Source organism: Pseudomonas sp. NPDC086566 (assembly GCF_050280885.1).
GTDB classification, from domain to species: domain Bacteria; phylum Pseudomonadota; class Gammaproteobacteria; order Pseudomonadales; family Pseudomonadaceae; genus Aquipseudomonas; species Aquipseudomonas vlassakiae.
Genome location: NZ_JBNNWD010000003.1, coordinates 137,410 through 151,544 on the forward strand (window position 1 = coordinate 137,410; position 14,135 = coordinate 151,544).

General features: G+C 62.7%; 19 protein-coding genes and 1 riboswitch. Of the genes, 10 read left to right on the forward strand and 9 right to left on the reverse strand.

Annotated features, from left to right (window positions below; translation table 11 throughout):
- Positions 1 to 53 precede the first annotated feature (53 nt).
- Positions 54 to 1,328, reverse strand: a complete 1,275-nt coding sequence (locus tag ACQKPS_RS07890) for a uracil-xanthine permease family protein (protein ID WP_254483198.1) — start codon at positions 1,326 to 1,328, stop codon at positions 54 to 56.
- Positions 1,329 to 1,330: 2 nt separating this feature from the next.
- Positions 1,331 to 1,969, reverse strand: a complete 639-nt coding sequence (gene upp / locus ACQKPS_RS07895) for a uracil phosphoribosyltransferase (protein WP_176506862.1) — start codon at positions 1,967 to 1,969, stop codon at positions 1,331 to 1,333.
- 161 nt (positions 1,970 to 2,130) lie between these two features.
- On the opposite strand from upp, the gene ACQKPS_RS07900 reads away from it, so the two are divergent.
- The 4 genes from ACQKPS_RS07900 (at position 2,131) to ACQKPS_RS07915 (ending at position 4,045) form a co-directional block, all read left to right on the forward strand.
- Positions 2,131 to 2,688 (forward strand): hypoxanthine-guanine phosphoribosyltransferase, encoded by a 558-nt coding sequence (locus tag ACQKPS_RS07900; RefSeq protein WP_254483200.1) that lies wholly within the window; start codon positions 2,131 to 2,133, stop codon positions 2,686 to 2,688.
- 2 nt (positions 2,689 to 2,690) lie between these two features.
- Positions 2,691 to 3,164, forward strand: a complete 474-nt coding sequence (locus ACQKPS_RS07905; protein ID WP_254483201.1) for a WbuC family cupin fold metalloprotein — start codon at positions 2,691 to 2,693, stop codon at positions 3,162 to 3,164.
- A 52-nt stretch (positions 3,165 to 3,216) separates the two neighbouring features.
- Positions 3,217 to 3,687, forward strand: a complete 471-nt coding sequence (locus ACQKPS_RS07910) for a hypothetical protein (RefSeq protein ID WP_254483203.1) — start codon at positions 3,217 to 3,219, stop codon at positions 3,685 to 3,687.
- 67 nt (positions 3,688 to 3,754) lie between these two features.
- On the forward strand, positions 3,755 to 4,045 hold the full coding sequence (locus ACQKPS_RS07915; RefSeq protein ID WP_427603481.1) for a PA4642 family protein: 291 nt from the start codon (positions 3,755 to 3,757) through the stop codon (positions 4,043 to 4,045).
- Between the two features lie 57 nt (positions 4,046 to 4,102).
- Here ACQKPS_RS07915 and mqo read toward each other — a convergent pair whose 3' ends face one another.
- Together mqo and ACQKPS_RS07925 are read right to left on the reverse strand one after the other, a co-directional pair.
- The gene (mqo, locus tag ACQKPS_RS07920) at positions 4,103 to 5,608 is read right to left on the reverse strand and encodes a malate dehydrogenase (quinone) (RefSeq protein ID WP_427603483.1); all 1,506 of its coding nucleotides are present in this window, start codon (positions 5,606 to 5,608) and stop codon (positions 4,103 to 4,105) included.
- Between the two features lie 605 nt (positions 5,609 to 6,213).
- A complete protein-coding gene (locus ACQKPS_RS07925; RefSeq protein WP_254483205.1) occupies positions 6,214 to 6,447 on the reverse strand; it encodes a hypothetical protein in 234 nt (77 codons plus the stop codon).
- 145 nt (positions 6,448 to 6,592) lie between these two features.
- On the opposite strand from ACQKPS_RS07925, the gene ACQKPS_RS07930 reads away from it, so the two are divergent.
- On the forward strand, positions 6,593 to 7,177 hold the full coding sequence (locus tag ACQKPS_RS07930) for a YajG family lipoprotein (protein WP_054887481.1): 585 nt from the start codon (positions 6,593 to 6,595) through the stop codon (positions 7,175 to 7,177).
- 89 nt (positions 7,178 to 7,266) lie between these two features.
- Here ACQKPS_RS07930 and ACQKPS_RS07935 read toward each other — a convergent pair whose 3' ends face one another.
- Positions 7,267 to 7,473 carry a hypothetical protein gene (locus tag ACQKPS_RS07935; RefSeq protein WP_254483206.1) on the reverse strand — a complete coding sequence of 69 codons (207 nt, stop codon included), beginning with the start codon at positions 7,471 to 7,473 and terminating at the stop codon, positions 7,267 to 7,269.
- A gap of 161 nt (positions 7,474 to 7,634) precedes the next feature.
- Here ACQKPS_RS07935 and ACQKPS_RS07940 point away from each other — a divergent pair, with 161 nt between their 5' ends.
- Positions 7,635 to 7,895 (forward strand): hypothetical protein, encoded by a 261-nt coding sequence (locus ACQKPS_RS07940; RefSeq protein WP_254483207.1) that lies wholly within the window; start codon positions 7,635 to 7,637, stop codon positions 7,893 to 7,895.
- Positions 7,896 to 7,928: 33 nt separating this feature from the next.
- On the opposite strand, the gene ACQKPS_RS07945 is transcribed toward ACQKPS_RS07940, so the two are convergent.
- Positions 7,929 to 9,098, reverse strand: a complete 1,170-nt coding sequence (locus ACQKPS_RS07945) for a 1-acyl-sn-glycerol-3-phosphate acyltransferase (protein WP_254483209.1) — start codon at positions 9,096 to 9,098, stop codon at positions 7,929 to 7,931.
- A gap of 124 nt (positions 9,099 to 9,222) precedes the next feature.
- On the opposite strand from ACQKPS_RS07945, the gene ACQKPS_RS07950 reads away from it, so the two are divergent.
- The 4 genes from ACQKPS_RS07950 to ACQKPS_RS07965 all read left to right on the forward strand — a co-directional run bounded on the left by ACQKPS_RS07950 (position 9,223) and on the right by ACQKPS_RS07965 (position 11,195).
- Positions 9,223 to 9,405 (forward strand): CPXCG motif-containing cysteine-rich protein, encoded by a 183-nt coding sequence (locus ACQKPS_RS07950; RefSeq protein ID WP_008096588.1) that lies wholly within the window; start codon positions 9,223 to 9,225, stop codon positions 9,403 to 9,405.
- Entirely contained in the window at positions 9,405 to 9,665 is a 261-nt protein-coding gene (locus ACQKPS_RS07955; RefSeq protein ID WP_283723958.1) for a putative signal transducing protein, read from the forward strand. Before ACQKPS_RS07950 ends, ACQKPS_RS07955 begins: the two co-directional genes overlap by 1 nt.
- 15 nt (positions 9,666 to 9,680) lie before the next feature.
- Positions 9,681 to 10,301 carry an SOS response-associated peptidase gene (locus ACQKPS_RS07960; protein WP_176506854.1) on the forward strand — a complete coding sequence of 207 codons (621 nt, stop codon included), beginning with the start codon at positions 9,681 to 9,683 and terminating at the stop codon, positions 10,299 to 10,301.
- Between the two features lie 78 nt (positions 10,302 to 10,379).
- Positions 10,380 to 11,195: a M48 family metallopeptidase gene (locus tag ACQKPS_RS07965; RefSeq protein WP_254483212.1), complete on the forward strand. Its 816-nt coding sequence runs from the start codon at positions 10,380 to 10,382 to the stop codon at positions 11,193 to 11,195.
- 38 nt (positions 11,196 to 11,233) lie between these two features.
- On the opposite strand, the gene ACQKPS_RS07970 is transcribed toward ACQKPS_RS07965, so the two are convergent.
- From ACQKPS_RS07970 to ACQKPS_RS07980, 3 genes are all read right to left on the reverse strand, one after another.
- Positions 11,234 to 11,815, reverse strand: a complete 582-nt coding sequence (locus tag ACQKPS_RS07970) for a TMEM165/GDT1 family protein (protein WP_254485522.1) — start codon at positions 11,813 to 11,815, stop codon at positions 11,234 to 11,236.
- A gap of 22 nt (positions 11,816 to 11,837) precedes the next feature.
- Positions 11,838 to 12,027, reverse strand: a riboswitch (yybP-ykoY riboswitch).
- 39 nt (positions 12,028 to 12,066) lie between these two features.
- Complete coding sequence (locus ACQKPS_RS07975; RefSeq protein ID WP_427603488.1) at positions 12,067 to 13,065, reverse strand: methyltransferase; 999 nt, start codon at positions 13,063 to 13,065, stop codon at positions 12,067 to 12,069.
- A gap of 63 nt (positions 13,066 to 13,128) precedes the next feature.
- The gene (locus ACQKPS_RS07980; RefSeq protein WP_427603490.1) at positions 13,129 to 14,094 is read right to left on the reverse strand and encodes a 2-hydroxyacid dehydrogenase; all 966 of its coding nucleotides are present in this window, start codon (positions 14,092 to 14,094) and stop codon (positions 13,129 to 13,131) included.
- Positions 14,095 to 14,135 lie beyond the last annotated feature (41 nt).

Below are 14,135 nucleotides of genomic sequence, written 5' to 3' on the forward strand. Positions count from 1 at the left end.
CGGCCTCTTCGCGGGCTTGTCCCGCGAAGAGGCCAGGTCAGGTTAACGCCGGATCAAGGCAGTTGATCATCCAGCTTCTTGTGCTTCCAGCCGTCATTGCCCGGCAAGATCAGGTTCAGGGCGATTGCCACGAGGGCGCACAGGGCAATACCTTTCAGGCCCCAGTCATCCGGGCCGTCGCCGCTGCCGATCAGCACGCCGCCGATACCGAACACCAAGGTCACTGAAACGATCACCAGGTTGCGTGCTTCGGCCAGGTCGATCTTGTGACGGATCATGGTGTTCATGCCCACCGCCGCGATCGAGCCGAACAGCAGGCACAGAATACCGCCCATGACCGGCACCGGGATGCTCTGCAGCAGCGCGCCGAACTTGCCGATGAAAGCCAGGGTGATGGCAAAGACTGCCGCCCAGGTCATGATCTTCGGGTTGTAGTTCTTGGTCAGCATCACCGCACCGGTCACTTCGGCGTAGGTGGTGTTGGGCGGGCCGCCGAACAGGCCGGCTGCGGTGGTGGCCAGGCCGTCACCCAACAGGGTGCGGTGCAGGCCGGGCTTCTTCAGGTAGTCGCGGCCGGTCACACTGCCGACTGCAATCACCCCGCCAATGTGCTCGATCGCCGGCGCCAGGGCGACTGGCACGATGAACAGAATGGCCTGCCAGTTGAAGGCCGGCGCGGTGAAGTTGGGGATTTCCAGCCACGGCGCGGCGGCGATCCTGGCGGTGTCGACCACGCCGAAGGCGAACGACAGGGCAAAACCCACCAGCACGCCGGCAATGATTGGTACCAGGCGGAAGATGCCCTTGCCGAATACGGCGACGATCAGGGTCGTCAGCAGCGCAGGCATGGAGATCAGCATCGCGGTCTTGTACGGCAGCAGCACGCTGCCGTCACCGGCCTTGCCCATCGCCATGTTGGCGGCGATCGGCGCCATGGCCAGGCCGATGGAAATGATCACCGGGCCGATGACGACCGGTGGCAGCATGCGGTCGATGAAACCGGTGCCCTTGATCTTCACCATCAAGCCCATGAAGGTGTACACGAAGCCTGCGGCCATCACGCCGCCCATGGTCTCGGCCAGGCCGAACTGGCCCTTGGCGAGGATGATCGGGGTGATGAAGGCAAAGCTCGACGCCAGGAATACCGGCACCTGACGGCCGGTGACCAGTTGGAACAGCAGGGTGCCGATGCCGGCGGTGAACAATGCCACGTTCGGGTCGAGGCCGGTGATCAGCGGCATCAGCACCAGCGCGCCGAATGCCACGAAGAGCATCTGCGCGCCCGAGACGACCTGGCGCCAGAGCGGGTCGTTGAAGCCGTCCTGCATGGTCAGGCGTCCTTCTGCTTGGTGCCGAAGATCTTGTCACCGGCATCGCCCAGGCCTGGGACGATGTAACCATGCTCGTTCAGGCGCTGGTCGATCGAAGCGGTGTAGATCTGGACGTCCGGGTGGGCTTTCTCCACCACTTCGATGCCTTCTGGCGCGGCGACCAGCACCATGGCGCGGATCTCCTTGCAACCGGCCTTTTTCAGCAGGTCGATGGTGGCCACCATCGAACCACCGGTCGCGAGCATCGGGTCGATGATCAGGGCCAGGCGCTGGTTGATGTCTGGTGCGAGCTTTTCCAGGTAGGTGTGCGCTTCGAGGGTTTCTTCGTTGCGGGCAACACCCACGGCGCTGACTTTGGCGCCCGGGATCAGGCTGAGCACGCCGTCGAGCATGCCGATGCCGGCACGCAGGATCGGTACCACGGTGATCTTCTTGCCGGCGATTTTTTCAACTTGTACCTTGCCGCACCAGCCCTCGATCTCGTAGCTTTCGAGGGGCAGGTCCTGGGTGGCTTCGTAGGTCAGGAGGGCGCCGACTTCCTGGGCGAGTTCGCGAAAATTCTTGGTGCTGATGTCGGCACGGCGCATCAGGCCGAGCTTGTGGCGGATCAGCGGATGGCGGATCTCACGAGTAGGCATAGGGGGCTCCGAAAGGCGGGCAAAAAAACCGCGCTAGATTAATCTATTCAGCCTTTGCTGTCGTGTAGTCCTTTTGCACGTTAGTCCATAAATGCTTGATCTGTGACGAGCGGATGCGTACCTTTGCCCGCTTTTCCAAAATGCCCCTCCTGGAGAGCGCCATGTCCGCCGATCTCGAGCACATCCGTCAAGTCATGCGCGAGGCAGACTGCCTTTACAACGAAGCCGAAGTCGAAGCGGCCATCGCCAAGGTCGGCGAGCAGATCTGCAAGGACCTGCGCGACACCAACCCAGTGGTGTTCTGCGTGATGAACGGCGGCCTGATCTTTGCTGGCAAACTGTTGACCCACCTGCAGTTCCCGCTGGAGGTTTCGTACATCCATGCCACCCGTTACCGTAACCAGACCAGCGGTGGCGAGTTGTTCTGGAAGGCCAAGCCGGAAGTGTCGTTCATCGACCGTGACGTGCTGATCGTCGACGACATCCTCGATGAAGGCCACACCCTCAGCGCCATCATTGAATTCTGCAAGCATGCCGGCGCGCGCGCGGTGCACACCGCTGTGCTGATCGACAAGGACCACGACCGCAAGGCCAGCCCTGGCTTGAAGGCGAGTTATGCCGGCCTGCCGTGCATTGATCGCTATATCTTTGGTTACGGGATGGACTATAAAGGCTACTGGCGTAACGCAAACGGCATTTTCGCGGTCAAGGGACTTTAACCATGAGCCAGCCTGCATTCATCGACCAAACGTTGTTTACCGGGCTGGCGCAAAAAGCCGCCGATGCGCCGCGCCTGCGGCACCATCACAACTTCCATGAGATGGCGGACCCTTGCCATCGCCTGGCGGTCGGCTTGCAGCCCTCGACCTACATCGCGCCGCACCGGCACCTGAGCGACGACAAGGCTGAAACCCTGCTGGTGCTCAAAGGCCGCCTCGGTCTGTTGCTGTTCGATGAACAGGGCGCGCTGACCGGCACCCGCATCCTCGAAGCGGGCGGCGAGTGCATGGGGGTAGACCTGCCGCCAGGCGTCTACCATGGTCTGGTGGCGCTCGACCCAAACACCATCATGTTTGAATGCAAGGCCGGCCCTTACCGCCAGTTGGTCGAGGGTGAGCATGCCGCCTGGGCGCCACGTGAAGGTGAACCCGGCGCGGCTGAATACCAAGCCTGGATGCTCGCGCAGTTCGATTGAGTCGTGCTGTTGCCTGCGTGATAGAGTGCGCCTTCATGCCAAGGAGCCTCACATGCGTGCGATTCTTCCCCTGCTGCTGGCGGTGAGCTTGCCTCTCGCCGCAGCGCCGCTGCACAGCCAGTTCCTCCCGCCCGATGACCAGTCCCTGCGCCAGGAAGCGCCGACCGGCCAGCAGTTGCTACAAGTAACCGATTACTCGGTGGTGGTGGGGGCACAGCGCCAGTCCGACCAGCAGCCGATTCCGATCACGGCTTCGCTGCAGATACGCCTGAAGGGCAAACCGCTGAGCAAGGGCGCGACCATCAGCCAGGTGTTGCTCAACTTCGATGGCGAGGCAGGCAAAAGCCTGAAGAAGCCAGTGTTCGACGAAAAGTCGCGAACCTTGAGCCTGAATTACCCGGTCAGCGATTACCGGGTGGTCATGGACCTGCTGCGCAACGAGACCGTCTATGTGCAGTTCCTGACCTATGCCAATGGCCACATCTGGGCGGACCTGCACACCGGTACCGTACGTTCGCGTTGAGGCGTGCTGGCTGTGGGGGGTAAACTGCCGGCCTTCGAAATTCCTTGATGGTCAGTTGGAGCCGGCAATGCGCAAAGACAAGAAGCAGGTGATTGGTGACGAAATCAGCGACGACTACATCAAGTCGTTCCTACAGTTTGAGCCGGCCGATGGCGTAACCTCGCCTTCGCACCACAAGCTGATCAAAGGCTACCGCGGCCTGCGTGTCGATGACTTCGAGCGCTTCGTGGGCTTCTTCGTCGAGGCTGGCCTGGACCTGAATGGCAAGGACGAGCACGGCAAGACCTTCGTCGAAGTGATCGCCGACCAGCGCAATGCGCCGGAGTACGTGGAGATCATCGCCAAGGCCCGCGGCTGATAGCGATCCCAGGCACAAAAAAACGCCCCGAGGGGCGTTTTTTCGTTTCAGGCCGGCTCAGGCGTAGTGCTTGGCCGGGCTGTCTTCCACCAGTTCCAATGCCACATCGTTGTCGGCGCTGATCTTGCGGTACACCGCGGCATCGGTGGCCAGTGCCTTCTCGCGAGCCGGGAAGATCTCCTTGAGCTTGGCAGCCCAGGCACCTTTGGCCTGCTCGGGGAAGCAGCGCTCGATCAGCTCGAGCATGATCGACACGGTTACCGAAGCACCTGGCGAGGCGCCGAGCAGGGCAGCCAGGCTGCCGTCCTGTGCCGAGACCAGCTCGGTACCGAACTGCAGGATGCCGCCTTTCTTCGGGTCCTTCTTGATGATCTGCACGCGCTGGCCAGCCACTTCCAGGCGCCAGTCTTCGGCTTTGGCCTCCGGGTAGAAGCGGCGCAGGGATTCCAGGCGCTGTTCCATCGACTGCATCACTTCGCTGACCAGGTACTTGGTCAGGTCCATGTTGTCACGGGCTACGGCCAGCATCGGGCCGATGTTGCCCATGCGCACCGACAGAGGCAGGTCCATGAGCGAGCCGTGTTTGAGGAACTTGGTGGTGAAGCCGGCGTAAGGGCCGAACAGCAGCGAAGTCTTGCCGTCCACCACGCGGGTGTCCAGGTGTGGCACCGACATCGGTGGTGCGCCGACCGCAGCCTGGCTGTACACCTTGGCCTGGTGCTGCTTGACGATTTCCGGGTTGTCGCAGCGCAGCCACTGGCCGCTGACCGGGAAGCCGCCGAAACCTTTGCTTTCCGGGATGCCGGACATCTGCAGCAGCGGCAGGGCCGCGCCGCCAGCGCCGAGGAACACGAAGCGGGCGTCGACTTCGCGGGCGCCGCCGCTGTTAACGTCCTTGATGCTTACAGTCCAGCCGCTGCCGTTACGGCGCAGGCCGACGACTTTCTTGCTGTACTTGACCTGCGCGTCGGCGCTGTCACCCAGAATCTTGAGCAGCTTGTTGGTCAGTGCCCCGAAGTTGACGTCGGTGCCTTTGGCAACGCGGGTTGCGGCGATGTGCTGGTCGGCCGGGCGGCCTGGCATCATCAGCGGCATCCATTCCTTCATCACAGCCTTGTCTTCGGTGTATTGCATCTCGGCGAAGGCGTGGTGCTGCTTGAGCAGCTCGAAGCGCTTCTTGAGGAAGGCCACACCCTTGTCACCTTCGACGTAGCTCAGGTGCGGGACCGGGTTGATGAATGCACGTGCCGAGCCGAAGGTGCCCTTCTTGCTCAGGTAAGCCCAGAACTGGCGTGAGACCTCGAACTGGGCGTTGATGTGCACGGCCTTCTTGATGTCGATGCTGCCATCGGCAGCCTGAGGCGTGTAGTTCAGCTCGCACAGGCCGGCGTGGCCGGTACCTGCGTTGTTCCAGGGGTTGGAGCTTTCCGCGGCTCCGGAGTCCATTGCCTCGACGACCTCAAGCTTCAGGGTCGGGTCAAGCTCCTTGAGCAGTACGGCCAGGGTGGCACTCATGATGCCCGCGCCTACCAATACCACATCAACCGATTCGTTCTGCGCCATTTAACGCGTCTCCACAATCTACAGCTACCTAATTGACAGCATAGGACCACTGGGGTTGCCAGGATCGCCATGTCCGACTCTTCGCAGTTCTTGCAACTTCCGCGGACACCGCCAACCAGTCTTCGGGTTCAGCCATTGAACGCCGTCTGCCACGGGTGCGGCAATTCGACTTATGGTCAAGGTGTCGTGCGTGCGCTAGGGAACGACTTCAGACACTCATCCGGGATGAGCACTTTTGCCGCCTGTTCAGGGCTGTTCGGGACACATCTGCCGCTTTTGCACATGCCAGACTGTTCATTTGCTCGCCACACTCTCGTGAAGTTGTGAAAAACCGTTTTTTCACGCTCTTTTGGAGACGTGAACCTCAAAAGGGGACTGCGCGATGGCAACCCACAGGTTCATGCAGTGCGAAGGGCCGGAAAAGCAGGCACGACAGCCGATGCAAGACCTGAGTGGAAGGCTCTCTGTGGGCGAAGCGGGTGTAGGTGCCGAGGTCAATCGACAAATGCGGGGCCCGATCAGGAGACGTCCTTATAATCGGGGGGAGATTATAACGATGTCGCGGGCAGAAAGGTCGTAATTCGTGGTTTTTATTGCAGCGTTTGTCAGGCTGCGAGGATGCGCTGGTGCCAACGGCGCCTTGCGCGGGCGCAAGCCCGGGCTTCGGCGGGCAATTCACGGCCCAGCCAGGCGAGCTGGATTTCGCTGATCTGCACCCATCCGCTACCGCTCGGTGCCTGGCTGCATTGCTTGAAGGCCAGGCATTTGCCTTCGCCGTCCAGGCGAGCATAGGCGTTGTGACGCGGGCGTTGACAGAGCAGAGTCCAGAGCGAGGCCATGGCGGTACGTCCTGTTCGTTTGGGCTTGGCGCAAGGATAAGGGCGCGGCCATGAAACGATTGTGACAAGCGGGCCGGACCGATGACTGGCCTGTGCCTGGCTGGGTATACTGTGGGCCTTCGCCGCATTTTCTGGAGAAACACGCATGTTGCAACGTCTGTTGTTCGGTTTGATTGCCGTAGCCAGCCTCAGCCTGGTCGGTTGTGCCCACAGCCCGCAACAACTCAGCCCGCAACCCACGCTCAAGGCTCAGCTCGCACCGGTCGGCCACGGCCAGCCGGTGGTGGTCAAGGTGGTCGATGGGCGTGCTTCGCAGTCCCTGGGCACTCGCGGTGGCATGTACCCCGAAACCAGCACCATCAGCGTCAGTGGCAATGATGTCGTGCCCAAGCTGCAGGCCCAGGCCGAAGCCGCCGTGCGCTTGCTCGGCTTCACCCCGACGCCGAATGCCTACAACGCACCTCAGCTGACCGTGACCCTGGCCGAACTGAAGTATCAGTCCCCTAAAGACAACCTGTACGTGACCGAAGCCACCATCGGCGCCACCTTCCGTGCTGACGTCCAGAATGCCAGTCGCCGCTACAGCGGCCGTTACGGTGCTTCGCTGGACCAGCGTTTCGGCATGGCGCCGAACCAGGACACCAACACCCAGCTGGTGGGCGATGTGCTGAGCGATGCGCTGACCCGCCTGTTCAAGGACCCGACCATCGGTCAGGTGCTGGGCGAATAAGCCTTACGCTGCAAACCTGAAAACCCGCTACCTGAGTGCCAGGTAGCGGGTTTTTTGTTGCCTGTGCCCGCGAAAAGGCCAGAACAGGTTCAAGCGGCTGCTATGTGGAAATCCAGCAAGCTGATGCCGGTGCTCGCATCCACCTCGGGCAGGTCCTCGTGCACATGCCCACCCAGCGCGCAGTAGATCAGCCACTGGCGGTCCTGGACATTGATGGCGAAACCATCGATCAACGCCTGCTGCTCATCGCTCTGTGTCACCTGATAGAGACGATCCTGGTTTTCAGCGTGCAGCATCAACAAGCTCCGGTACGGGAAAAGGCCGATAGCGTGGCCTGTGCTGATGACGAGCATGTGACAGGATGAAATCAAGTGACACTTTGTCGCCAAGAACGGGCGGCCGGGTCGGACTTCGGTAGAATGCCGGGCTTCGCTGTGGCTATGACCGAGGTAGCGTGATGTCGTTGCAAGTGCTCTGGGGCTTTCTTTCCGCCCACCCTACCAAGCTGATCAATCTGCTGGCGCTGTTGTTGACCTGCCCAGGCGGGTTGCTGCTGCAGAGTGCACGGCGGCGGGAGGCGATCACCCGCGACCGTCTGGCGGTGGAGGAGGGGCCGGCGGATATGTTCGCCCAGCGCGTGCCACGCTATTACTACATCCTGGGTTTTTCCTGCCTCGCCATGGCGCTGCTGCTGTCCTGGTTCAGCACCTGGCTGTGAACGTACCGGGGCCGCCAAGCGGCCCCGCTCGGGTCAGGCCACAGGCGCCTGCTGCTTGACCTGATACTGGTTGCGCACTGGCGTCGCATACTGCAATACCAGGTAAGGCCGCTGTTCCTCGGGGCAGGCATCCAGCCGGCGTTGCCATTCTTCCCTGGCCTTGGCCAGCTCGTCGGCCGGGAACACCTTCTCGGCGCTCGGCACCTGCAGTGCCTCGTCCTTCTCGCTCCACATCGCATAGGCCAGGTAGTGCACCGGGAACAGGCGGTAGCCGCCGAGGATCTGCCGGTCGGTTTCCTGTGCCAGCTGCTTGGTGTCCTCGTAGTACTCGGTCACTGGCGGGGCGAAGTTGATGTGCACCCGGCCTTTGTAACCGGTGATGCCCTTGGCGATGCTGTTGTCGTCTTCGCCGGGTGCCTTCTTGTACGTGCCGGTGGTGGCGCGAATGTACAGCTCGCGGGCCTTGGCCTGGTCGCAGGGGTCGTATTCGTAGCTGATCGACACCGGAATCAGGTTCAGGCTCTGGATCACCGCACCGAACGGCTCGTCCTTGCGGCTCATGTGGAACATCTTGAGAATTGCCGAATCGGTCCGGTCGTCACCGTCCTTGGCGCGGCCTTCGGCCTGGGCGATCCAGATCGACGTGCCGTCATTGCGAATCGAATGGTTGATGTAGGCCGAAAGCAACTGGTAGGCCGCGAGCTTTTCGCGGCGGCCACTGATCGAGCGGTGCACGATGAAGCTCTTGTTCAGGCGCATCATGTCGCTGACGAACGGCTTTTGCAGCAGGTTGTCACCGATGGCGATGCGCGGCGTCGGCAGGCCGGCGTGGTACACCGCGTAGTTGACGAAGGCCGGGTCCATGACGATGTCGCGGTGGTTGGCCAGGAACAGATAGGCCGTGCCCGACTTGAGCTGTTCGACGCCGGAGTAGGTGACGCCGTCGGTGGCGCGTTCGATGGTCTGGTCGACGTAGTACTCGACTTTGTCCTGCAAGGTCGATACGCAGGTGACGCCGGCGAACTCCTTGCGCAAGCGGCGGGCGATCAGCGGCTTGAGCAGCCAGCCGAGGGCGCCGGCTGCGCGCGGGAATTTGAAGTGGGTGAGGATATCGAGGAATGCCGGGTCGCTGAGCAGGCGTGCCAGAACGGCAGGGACCTCAGCATCGTCGTACGGTCGGATGGCATCGAATTCGCCCATCATGCTCTCTTGTTGGAAACGGCTAGGGTAATAAGGTAAGGGGTGGGGCCCGAAAAAACGGCTCGGGCACACGCAAGCCCTGTAAACAGACCGACAATTATACGCACAAGTCACCCCGGAGGCCGCGATGCTCGAACAAGCGTTCTACGATTGTCCTTATTGTGGTGAAGAAGTCGAAACGACAGTGGACCTGTCCGGGGGCGACCAGGAGTACATCGAGGACTGCCAGGTGTGCTGCAAGCCTATACGCTTCGTGCTGCAGGTTCATGGCGAGGAATGGATGCTGGACGTCTACGGTGAGAACGACTGATGCGGCGGATCTACGAACCGGAAAACCTGATGGAAGCTGAAATGCTGGTGTGCATGCTCGCCAGCGAGGGCATCGACGCGCACCTTGCCGGTCGCGACCTGATGGGCGGCGCTGGCGAGTTGCCGTTGCAGGGGCTGCTCGGGCTTGCGGTGCCCGACGAACAGGCCGAATACGCACGGCAACTGATCGATGCGTACAATGGTGCCGAGCCGCTTGCCGGCGACGAGCCGGAGAGTCATCCCGGTACCTTGATCTGCTAGGTTCTGAAATCGCCCATGTGTGGACGTTACGCCCTGTTTCGCTGGCCCCAGGCGCTGGCCAGCCTGCCGGGTTTCCCGGCCGGCCAGCCGGCCCAATGGAATATCGCGCCTGGCGCTTCGGTGTTGATCCAGCGCCTGCTCGACGGCCAACAGCAGTTGGCCAAGGCTCGCTGGGGGCTGACCCCTGCCTGGCTCACCGACCTCTCGCGTACCCCCGCTCATGCCAGGGCCGAGACCTTGGCCGAGCAGCCTATGTTCCGCGAAGCCTTTCGCCAGCGCCGTTGCCTGATGCCCGCCAACGGTTTCTATGAGTGGCGCGGTACGGTGCGCAAACGGCCTTACTGGCTGACGCCAGGGGAGGGCGCATCGCTGTATTTCGCTGCCGTCTGGGAGGCCTACCCGGTACAGGATCAGGTGTGGTTGAGTTGCGCGGTGGTGACCCAGGCCGCCATGAACCAGCGCCGGCCGCTGATTCTCGACCAGGCTGGCCAGGCTGCCTGGCTGGACCCGGACACACCGTTGCCCCGCTTGCACGAACTGCTCGCCAGCCCACCGGCGATGCTGCGCGAGCGGGCCCTGGCGAACTTCGTCAACGACCCGAAACTGGACGCGCCTGAGTGCCTGACACCCGCTTAGGTAAAATCTTCCCTGCGGCTATGGCAGGTACAAGCGACTCAGCCTAGGATACGGCGCATGTAAAAAGGGAGTGTTTTCATGCGTAAGTCTTTTGTCGTCAGCCTATTGAGTGCTGGCATCCTGCTGGCCGGCTGCCAGGCGGTGAACACCACCAGTGGCGGTGCTGTCGGCGTCGACCGCCAGCAGTACATGTTCAGCATGCTTTCGACCGATGAGGTCAACCAGATGTACGCCCAGTCGTACCAGCAGACCCTCGGCGAGGCGTCGAGCAAGGGTGTGCTGGACAAGTCCAGCACCGATGCCAAGCGCGTGCAGGCCATCGCCAGCCGTCTGATTGCCCAGGCGCCCAAGTTCCGCCCGGATGCGGCTCAGTGGAACTGGGAAGTCAACGTGATCAAGAGTGACGAGCTCAATGCCAACTGCGGGCCGGGCGGCAAGATCATCGTCTACACCGGGCTGATCGATCAGCTCAAGCTCACCGATGCGGAAATCGCCGCCGTGGTCGGCCACGAAATCGCCCATGCCTTGCGCGAGCATAGTCGCGAAGCGATGTCCAAGGCCTACGGCGTGCAGATGGCGCGTCAGGGGGCGGGCGCATTGCTTGGCCTTGGCCAGGACAGCATGGCGTTGGCCGACGCCGTGGTGAACTACTCCATGACCCTGCCGAACAGCCGTGCCAACGAGAACGAGGCCGACCTGATCGGCCTGGAGTTGTCGGCGCGTGCCGGTTACGACCCGAATGCCGCGATCACCTTGTGGAACAAGATGAGCAAGGCTTCGGAAGGGGCGCCGCCAGAGTTCATGAGCACTCACCCGGCCTCGAGCAGTCGCATCGCCTCGTTGCAAGCGGCGATCCCGAAAGTGATGCCGTTGTACGAAGCCGCCAAGAAGTAAAACCGCAAGGGGCCGCAAAGCGGCCCTTGCTTTTCAGATCAGCCCACCCAGCCACTGGTCTTCATCGCCGAGTACACGGCAACGATGGCCAGCACGAAGAACGCGGTAGCCGCCAGGCGACGAATCAGTGTCAGGGGCAGTTTCTCCGCAGCGAAATTACCCGCCAGCACCACCGGCACGTTGGCGATCAGCATGCCCAAGGTCGTCCCGACGATGACCATGATCAGGTGCGGATACTGCGCAGCCAGCATCACCGTGGCCACTTGGGTCTTGTCACCGATTTCGGCCAGGAAGAACGCGATCAGTGTGGTCAGGAACGGGCCGAAGCGGCGGGCCGGGTTCTCGTCATCGTCCATCTTGTCCGGCACCAGGGTCCACAGCGCGGTGGCAGTGAAGCTCGCGGCAAGAATCCAGTGCAGCACCGACTCGCTGAAGAAGCTGCCGACCCAGGCCCCTACGGCGCCAGCCGCGGCATGGTTGGCCAGGGTAGCCGCGATGATGCCGGCAATGATCGGCCAAGGCTTGCGGAAGCGTGCGGCAAGGATGAGCGCGAGCAATTGGGTCTTGTCGCCGATTTCGGCCAAGGCAACGATTGCGGTGGGGACCAGCAGAGATTCCAGCATCAGGATTCCTACGGGGGCGGGTCGACACGGCTATGACACGTACAGCCTCCCCGCCCCGGGTAAGGTGTGCGTGTCATAGGTCTTGTCAAACCGAGGACCTGTCTGTGCAGGCCGCTGGGTCGCACGCGCCATGGCCTGTGGGCCAAGTATGTTGACGCGTACCGGGCGAGCAGGGCGCTCGCGGGAGACTACTCCCCTAGGACGGTGCGGATTCTGCCTAGCCGAAACCGTTTCGGCAAGCCCTGTTTTTAACTGCGTGTTGCCCGATAGATGCGGAAGCCATCGGCCTCGGCGCAGGTCTGGCAGTTGCCCAATGCCCCTTCGATGAGCGACTGATAGCGCAGGAAGCTGTTCGCCACAAGGCGCATTTCGCCACCTTTTCGCAGATGTTGGCCGGATTTTTTCAGCAGGTTTTCCGAGGCTTGGTAATTCGTATGCACCCCGGTGTGGAACGGCGGGTTGCTCAGGATCAGGCTCAGGTCGCCAGGCGCGGCATCGATGCCATCGCCGCTGATGACATCACCTTCAAGGTTGTTGGCCGCCAGGGTCAGGCGGCTTGCAGCGACGGCGAAGGCATCGACATCCAGCAGGGTGACGCGGCTCTGTGGATAACGCCGTTTGACCGTGGCGCCGAGCACGCCAGCGCCGCAGCCAAAGTCGAGCACATGACCGACGGGAAGATTGTCCAGATACTTCAGTAGCAGGGCAGTGCCGCGGTCGAGACGGCCGTGGCTGAATACCCCCGGCAGGCTCACCACCTGCAGTGGGCCGTCTTCGAGATCGAGGGTGAAGCGCTCGGCCAGGCTTTGCAGCGGTTTGGCTTGCGGCGCGTTCTCCACGGTCACCTGCCACAGCTGGCAGTGCCGCGCGCTGTCCAGCTTGCGCGGCTTGCCGAACGCCTGCAGTTGTTTGGCCGCGCCTTCGATGCCTCCGCGTTTTTCACCCACCAGGTACAGCTCACCGCCTGCCAGGCGCGCGGCCAGGGCATTGAGCAGGTAGGCCGCCAGCTCGCGGGACTTGGGCAGGAACAGCACCGCCGTCTCGAAGGCTACCGACGGCACATCGACGCCGTAGTGGCTGCGCCCCGCGAAGCGGCTGTCGAGCATGGCCTGGTCGCCGGCATGCCAGGTCCAGCCATGGGCCTGGGGCAGCTGCCCGAGCAAGCCGTCGGCAGGGGCGCCGGCGAGCAGCAGCGGGCCTTGGAACAGCTCTGCCTGGCGGAGCAATACTTCACTGCGCGGGTCCATGGACGACGCCTCCTGAAAAAATGGCGCAGTGTAACAGAGCCGGGTGCTGGACTGAGCTGGTGCTCAGCTGACCACGCGGCGCGGCTGGCCTTCGAAATAGGCCTTGGCGTTTTCGCTGAGCTGGCCGACGATGCGCTGGCGTGACTCCACCGCGCCCCAGGCGCTGTGCGGGGTGATCAGCAGGCGCGGGATGCCCTTTTCCAGCAGTGGGTTGCCATTGACCGGCGGCTCGACGCTCAGCACATCGGTGGCCGCGCCGCCGAGGTGGCCGCTGCGCAAGGCGTCGGCCAGGGCCTGTTCGTCGATCAGGCCACCGCGGGCGGTGTTGACCACCAAGGCGCCTTTTTTCAGCAGCGCCAGTTCACGGGCACCGATCATGTGCCGGGTGTGCTCGTTCAGCGGGCAGTGCAGGGTCAGCGCGTCGACCTGCGGCAGCAGTTCGTCCAGCGCCAGGCGATCGTCACGGGCCGGGCGGCCAGGGATCTGCCCGCTCAGCACGCGCATGCCGAAGGCTTCGGCCAGTCGTGCCACCGCGCCACCCAGTTCGCCATGGCCAAGCAGGCCAAGGGTCTTGCCTTGCAGTTCGATGATCGGGAAATCCAGCAGGCAAAACTGACTGGCCTTGGCCCACTCGCCGTCGGCCACCGCCTGGTTGTAGTCGCACAGGCGCGTGGCCAGGGCCAGCAGCAGGGCGATGGTGTGCTGGGCCACGGAGGGGGTGCCATAGCCTTGGCAGTTGCAGACGGTGATGCCCTGGGCGCGGGCAGCTGCGAGGTCGACATTGTTGGTCCCGGTCGCGGCCACCAGGATCAGCTTCAACTGCGGGTTGGCGGCCAGCGTGGCGGCATCGAGCATGACCTTGTTGCTGACCACCGCGACAGCGCCCCGCAGGCGTTCGACGACCTGCTCCGGGCGGGTGGCGGCGAACAGTTCGAACTCGTCGAACTGTTGCTGCAACGGCGACAGGTCGAGGTCGCCAAGGTCCAGGGATTGGTGATCGAGAAACACGGCGCGGCGCAAGCTGGGCATCACAGGAGCTCCGGTGGCAGGGCAGGGGTTGATCCATCACT